Below are 6,407 nucleotides of genomic sequence, written 5' to 3'. Positions count from 1 at the left end.
AGAAATTTATGCGGGTAATCCCCACCTGACTAGTCAGTAGCTACCTACAATCTCCGAATCGCCTGGGAAGTACCCGAGGTGAAGGGAGAACTCTTCTATGTCACACCCTCAAGGTGCCAATGAGAGCATCGAGCAATTCGGCTACAAGCAGGAATTGCATCGAGCTCTATCGTTTAGAGATTTGCTTACATACGGTCTGATCTTCATGGTGCCCATTGCACCATTCGGAATCTTTGGTGGAGTCTTCAATGGCTCAGGCGGAATGGTCGCCCTCGCTTATGCAATCGGAATGGTTGGCATGATGTTGACCGCTTCGAGCTACGCACAAATGTCCCGTGCATTTCCAATGGCAGGTTCTGTCTATACCTACGCGGGTCGCGGCATTAATCCAAGTATCGGATTTTTAGCTGGCTGGGTTATCTTCCTAGATTATGTTCTTGTTCCAACGTTGCTCTACATCGTTGCTGCGATTGCTATGAACTCCTTTGTAGCGAGCATCCCTGTGTGGGGTTGGCTCTTGGTCTTTATCATCACCAACACCATCGTCAATCTTCGAGGTATCGAACTCACAGCTAAGTTCAACAAGTACTTCCTGATTGCAGAGCTTGCAGTCTTGGCACTCTTTATCGTCATCGGTGTCATTGCGATTGCTTCTGGCAAGGGTAACGGCTTCTCTTTTGACGCCTTCTATAACTCAAAGACTTTCTCAATCAGTCTCGTACTAGGTGCTGTTTCAATTGCAGTTCTCTCGTTCTTAGGATTCGACGGAATTTCAATGCTGGCAGAAGAGAGCAAAGAGAAGGCGGACCAAATTGGTAAGTCCATGGTTGCTGCACTTCTGCTCGCCGGTTCACTCTTTATCGTCCAGACTTGGATTGCAGCGATGTTGGTACCTGGCACAGATAAGTTACTTACAGAGGGCGATCCTTCAGGAACTGCTTTCTATGCCGCTGCAGAAGTTGCAGGTGGAGTATGGCTTAATAAGTTAACTGCACTTGCAACCGCAATTGCGTGGGGATTTGCCAATGCTCTCGTAGCTCAGGCTGCAACCTCACGACTTCTCTTTGCAATGGCACGCGATAAGCAACTGCCAAGCTTCCTCGCAAAGATCCACCCAAAGTCAGGCGGACCGGTAAATGCGACCTATGTAACTAGCGGAATCAGCGTAGTTCTTGGCCTCTACTTTGTAACTCAGAAAGAGGACTTCGGACTTACCTTGACCTCAACGCTGGTGAACTTCGGCGCACTCACCGCCTTTATTGTGTTGCACCTTTCAGTCATTATCCATCACAAAATCCGCAACAAGAGTGGAGATAACTGGCGCCACCTCGTTGTTCCAATTCTTGGAATAATTCTTCTAAGCTGGGTTGTTGTGAAGGCAAATGTTGCTGCACAACGCACAGGTATCGTGTGGGCTGCATTGGGAATTTTGATTCTCGTTGTACAGACTGCACGTGGAAAGAAACCAAAGCTCTCAGGAATGGAAAACTAAGACTCATGTCTAACCTCAACGTCGTCTCACTCCAACCAACTAAGGATCAATTCTCATTCTTCTTTGGAAGGAGTGAGCCGATGTTGCGGGTTAAACCAGGCACAGTTATTCAGATGTATACCGAAGACTGTTTCGGTGGTGCAGTTACTGGAGCTGACACTCTTCCTAGTCAGGTTTGTGTCTTCCCTTTTCTTAACCCTGTGACGGGACCTATCTATGTCGAAGGTGCAGAACCGGGTGACACACTTGCTGTGCACTTTATTGAAATTGAACCTGCACGTGATTGGGCAGTTTCAAGTACATTTCCGCACTTCGGTGCATTGACCGTTACCCACCAAACCGCGATGCTTCATGAACCGCTAGAAGAACGCGTTTGGAAATATGATGTGGATACAGTCGCAAGAACAGTGACCTACCATGCAACAAAGAGTGGCTATACAGTTTCAATGCCGCTCGATCCTATGCACGGAACTGTAGGTGTTGCTCCCGGTGGATTTGAATCCCGTGCCACTATTACCCCTGATGCACATGGCGGAAATATGGATACACCAGAACTTCGTGCCGGCACCACCGCTTACTTTGGTGTCAATCATCCGGGCGGTCTCCTCTCTATTGGTGATGGCCACTGCCGCCAAGGAGAAGGTGAATCAATCGGAACCGCTGTCGAGGCGGCGATGAATACAGTCATCGTGGTCGACCTCATCAAGGGCGTAGGCACCGCATGGCCTCGCATTGAGAGCGATACCGCCATCATGAGCACCGGATCGACCCGGCCGCTCGAAGATGCCTATCGCATCAGCCAACATGATCTTGTGACCTGGATTGCCGGCGAGCAGAAGCTCGACACCCTCGATGCGCTCCAACTCGTCAGCCAAGCTGGAACCGCCCCGGTGGGAAATGTCGTTGACCCCAATTACACCTTTGTCTCTGCAATTGAGAAGAAGTATCTTCCCTCTCCAATGGTCTACGGCGGAGTCCATGACCGACTTGCAGCTATCGCCAAGGAGTACCGGGCAACCAAGTAATCTCATTATTTGGATTTATCTATGTTTCAAATAATGAGAATTTCCTAATTTCGGCTGGCGCGATAGAAAGTATGGCCTCAGACTTAAGGCATGGCGCTCATCGTTCAAAAATATGGTGGATCTTCAGTCGCTGATGCCGAGGGCATGAAGCGCGTTGCTGCACGTATCGTGGCAACGAAGAAGGCGGGAAATCAGGTCGTCGTAGTCGTATCTGCGATGGGCGATACAACCGACGAATTAATTGATCTCGCAAACCAAGTCAGTCCAATTCCACCAGGACGCGAACTCGATATGTTGCTGACGGCTGGCGAGCGAATCTCGATGGCTCTCCTTGCAATGGCAATTAACAATCTTGGTTTTGAAGCGCAATCTTTTACCGGTTCACAGGCCGGCGTTATTACAGACTCAACTCACGGCAAAGCGCGCATCATCGATGTGACACCTGGCCGTATCCGTGAAGCGATTGATTCGGGAAACATTGCAATCGTTGCCGGCTTCCAAGGAATTTCGCAGGATACAAAAGACATCACAACACTGGGTCGCGGCGGATCAGATACAACTGCAGTTGCACTCGCAGCTGCACTTGATGCAGACGTCTGCGAAATTTATACAGATGTGGATGGAATCTTCTCTGCAGATCCTCGCGCAGTACCAAGTGCTCGCAAACTTTCAACAGTTACCTATGAAGAGATGCTTGAACTTGCTGCAGCAGGTGCAAAGGTTCTTCACTTGCGCTGCGTCGAATACGCACGCCGTTACAACTTACCTATTCACGTCCGTTCATCTTTCTCACCACTAGAAGGCACATGGGTCGTTGAAAACCACCCAGAAGGAGGCACCATGGAGCAAGCAATCATCGCTGGCGTCGCACACGATAAGTCAGAGGCGAAGGTAACTATCGTTGGTGTTCCTGACCGCACAGGTGTTGCCGCACGTATCTTCCAGGCACTTGCTGATAACGATCTCAATATCGACATGATTGTTCAAAATGTTTCAGCAGCTGCAACTGGCCTTACAGATATCTCTTTCACATTACCAAAGGCAGATGGCGCAGAAGCAACCACTGTCTTGCAGAAGATTCAAGGTGAAGTTGGATTCGCATCAATTCAGTACGACGACACCATCGGAAAGCTTTCCCTCGTTGGAGCAGGAATGCGTTCACACCCAGGTGTGACGGCAACATTCTTCGCTGCTATGTCTGAAGCGGGCGTCAATATCGAGATGATTTCTACCTCTGAAATTCGCATCTCCATCATCGTTCGTGAGAGCGATCTCGAGCGCGCAGCAAAGGCTGCACATACTGCTTTTGGCCTTGATTCAGATCAGAACGAGGCTGTTGTTTATGGAGGTACAGGACGATGAGTAGCAAAGTTAAATCTGCCAAGAAGAAGCTTCCATCACTTGCGGTTGTCGGCGCTACCGGTGCAGTCGGTACCGTGATGCTCGACATTTTGAGTACTCGTAAGAATGTCTACGGCGAGATTCGTCTCATCGCATCAGCTCGAAGCGCTGGCAAGAAGTTGATATGCCGAGGCGAAGAGCTCACAGTTGTTGCTCTCTCTCCAGAGGCATTCGATGGAATCGACATTGCAATGTTCGATGTTCCAGATGAAGTTTCTGCAGAGTGGGCACCCATTGCTGCAGCACGTGGCGCTGTCGTTGTCGACAACTCTGGTGCCTTCCGAATGGATAAGAAAGTGCCGTTGGTAGTTCCAGAGGTCAATCCAAAGGACATCAAGAAGCGTCCAAAGGGAATTATCTCTAATCCAAATTGCACAACACTTTCGATGATTGTTGCGATGGGTGCACTCGATCGAAAGTTTGGCTTGAAGGAGCTCGTGGTTTCTTCCTACCAGGCAGCTTCTGGTGCTGGCCAACCAGGTATCGATGCACTTCATGATCAGATCTCGAAAGTTGCAGGAAAGAACCTTGGATCAGTCGCCAAAGATGTTCGTGGTGCAATCAAAGATCTCGGTCCATTTCCAGCTCCACTTGCAATGAATGTTGTCCCTTGGGCAGGTTCACTCAAGGAAGAGGGATATACATCCGAAGAACTTAAGGTTCGTAATGAATCGCGGAAGATTCTCGGTAAGCCAAAGCTCAAGGTCTCAGCAACCTGCGTACGCGTACCGGTGATTACAACTCACTCGCTGACTGTTCACGCTGTATTTGCAGAGGCAGTTACTCGCAAAGCCGCGCAAGCCGCACTGAAGAAGGCCGAGGGTGTCATGCTCTATGACAATCCAGAGAAGAAGGAGTTCCCGACACCAGCAGATGTTGTAGGAACAGATCCGACCTGGGTAGGTCGCGTGCGTCAATCTCTCGATAATCCAAAGGCAATCGACCTATTTGTTTGTGGTGATAATTTGCGTAAGGGAGCTGCGCTCAACACGGCTCAAATCGCAGAGCTCTTAGCGAAGGAATTCACCAAGTAAGATAACTTCCATGACAATCGTTGTGGCCGGTGGCACAGGACTTGCCGGCTCAGCGATAGTCCGGGCGTATCAAGCAGCTGGCGAGGAAGTCATTCCTGTCAGCCGAAAGGTTGTCGATCTGCTCGATCGCGATGCCACCTTCAAATTCCTCAAGGATGTAAAGCCATCCTTGGTTGTCGATGCCGCTGCCAAGGTCGGCGGAATCGGCGCAAATAACTCATTCCCCGTGGAATTTCTCTCGGACAATGTCCGCATCCAAAGCAATCTCATGGAAGCAGCCCATGCTGCAGATGTTGAGAAGTTCATCTTCCTTGGCTCTAGCTGCATCTATCCACGCGATTGTGCTCAGCCGATTAAAGAGGAGTATTTGCTGACTGGCCCGCTTGAAGAGACAAACTCTGCCTATGCAGTCGCAAAGATTGCCGGCATCGAACTGATTAAATCGTTTCGTAAAGAGTACGACCGCACCTGGATATCATTGATGCCCACTAATTTGTATGGAATCAACGATAACTTCGAACTCCAGGGCTCACATGTCTTGCCTGCATTTATTCGCCGTTTTGTTGAAGCAGCAGAGAAGAATGCACCTGTTGAAACTCTATGGGGCACAGGTTCGCCGAAGCGCGAGTTCTTGCACGTAGATGATCTTGCAGCTGCGGTTGTTCACCTCGGAAAGATGTACAACTCATCCGATCATTTGAATATCGGCACCGGTGAAGACCTCACTATTAAGGAACTCGCTGAATTAGTGGCAGAGCTTGCAGGATTTGAAGGTGAACTCGCGTGGGATTCATCAAAGCCTGATGGAACACCTCGTAAGGTTCTCGATGTTTCAAAGGCGAAGGCCCTTGGATGGGCACCACAGATTTCACTGCGCGATGGAATCGCATCAACTATCGCTTGGTATAAAGATGCAACAGCTAAGGGAGAAGTACGACGATGAGCAGAAAAGTAGCCCTCATTACCGGTGTTACAGGTCAAGATGGTTCATACCTTGCAGAGTTCTTGCTGGAAAAAGGTTATGAAGTACACGGCCTTATCCGTCGCTCCTCAACTTTTAATACATCACGCATCGATCACATCTATCAAGATCCACATGTGAAGAACCCACAATTGTTCTTGCACTACGGCGATCTCATCGATGGTGTTGGTCTTACCAACCTCATTCGCGAAGTAAAGCCAACTGAGGTCTACAACCTCGGCGCACAATCACATGTGCAGGTTTCTTTCACCATGCCTCAGTACACAGGCCAGGTCGATGCAGTAGGCGCAGTGGGCTTACTTGAGGCAATCCGCAGCGCAGATATCGATACCCGTTTCTATCAGGCATCGCGATAATTAACTGTGCACCAGTAGGCCATCAACTTTGCCGCTGCATATGGTGACTGTGGGCGGAATACAGAATTTTCATTCTGTGGTGGTGGAGTAGAGCCAAAGAGTTCTGATGTCGATGCC

The 6,407-nt window shown here is 49.5% G+C and carries 5 protein-coding genes and 2 pseudogenes; 6 read left to right on the top strand and 1 reads right to left on the bottom strand.

Features of this window, described 5'->3' with window-relative positions; translation table 11 throughout:
- The first annotated feature begins 97 nt into the window (after window positions 1-97).
- From ACKOVI_RS05365 to ACKOVI_RS05340, 6 genes and pseudogenes are all read left to right on the top strand, one after another.
- Window positions 98-1,492: an APC family permease gene (locus ACKOVI_RS05365; RefSeq protein ID WP_509603045.1), complete on the top strand. Its 1,395-nt coding sequence runs from the start codon at window positions 98-100 to the stop codon at window positions 1,490-1,492.
- A 5-nt stretch (window positions 1,493-1,497) separates the two neighbouring features.
- Complete coding sequence (locus tag ACKOVI_RS05360; RefSeq protein ID WP_509603044.1) at window positions 1,498-2,517, top strand: acetamidase/formamidase family protein; 1,020 nt, start codon at window positions 1,498-1,500, stop codon at window positions 2,515-2,517.
- A gap of 90 nt (window positions 2,518-2,607) precedes the next feature.
- Window positions 2,608-3,879, top strand: coding sequence for an aspartate kinase (locus ACKOVI_RS05355; protein ID WP_509603043.1), 1,272 nt, complete (start codon window positions 2,608-2,610; stop codon window positions 3,877-3,879).
- Complete coding sequence (locus ACKOVI_RS05350) at window positions 3,876-4,952, top strand: aspartate-semialdehyde dehydrogenase (RefSeq protein WP_509603042.1); 1,077 nt, start codon at window positions 3,876-3,878, stop codon at window positions 4,950-4,952. Before ACKOVI_RS05355 ends, ACKOVI_RS05350 begins: the two co-directional genes overlap by 4 nt.
- 10 nt (window positions 4,953-4,962) lie before the next feature.
- Window positions 4,963-5,895, top strand: a complete 933-nt coding sequence (locus ACKOVI_RS05345; protein ID WP_509603041.1) for a GDP-L-fucose synthase family protein — start codon at window positions 4,963-4,965, stop codon at window positions 5,893-5,895.
- Window positions 5,892-6,284 (top strand): annotated as a pseudogene (locus ACKOVI_RS05340) (GDP-mannose 4,6-dehydratase); the annotation flags it as partial. The gene ACKOVI_RS05345 and the pseudogene ACKOVI_RS05340, both read left to right, overlap by 4 nt.
- Here ACKOVI_RS05340 and ACKOVI_RS05335 read toward each other — a convergent pair.
- Window positions 6,278-6,407: pseudogene (locus ACKOVI_RS05335) on the bottom strand (GDP-mannose 4,6-dehydratase); the annotation flags it as partial. The pseudogenes ACKOVI_RS05340 and ACKOVI_RS05335 sit on opposite strands and share 7 nt — an antisense overlap.

The organism is Candidatus Planktophila sp. (assembly GCF_046070465.1).
GTDB lineage: Bacteria > Actinomycetota > Actinomycetes > Nanopelagicales > Nanopelagicaceae > Planktophila.
The sequence above is the reverse complement of the archived record's forward strand: the minus strand, read 5'-3'. Positions and strand labels throughout refer to the sequence as shown.

What these genes read in the sequence shown, in the direction of transcription:
- ACKOVI_RS05365 (WP_509603045.1), top strand. Translation starts at nt 98, where the DNA reads ATGTCACACCCTCAAGGTGCCAATGAGAGCATCGAGCAATTCGGCTAC.
- ACKOVI_RS05360 (WP_509603044.1), top strand. Translation starts at nt 1,498, where the DNA reads ATGTCTAACCTCAACGTCGTCTCACTCCAACCAACTAAGGATCAATTC.
- ACKOVI_RS05355 (WP_509603043.1), top strand. Translation starts at nt 2,608, where the DNA reads ATGGCGCTCATCGTTCAAAAATATGGTGGATCTTCAGTCGCTGATGCC.
- ACKOVI_RS05350 (WP_509603042.1), top strand. Translation starts at nt 3,876, where the DNA reads ATGAGTAGCAAAGTTAAATCTGCCAAGAAGAAGCTTCCATCACTTGCG.
- ACKOVI_RS05345 (WP_509603041.1), top strand. Translation starts at nt 4,963, where the DNA reads ATGACAATCGTTGTGGCCGGTGGCACAGGACTTGCCGGCTCAGCGATA.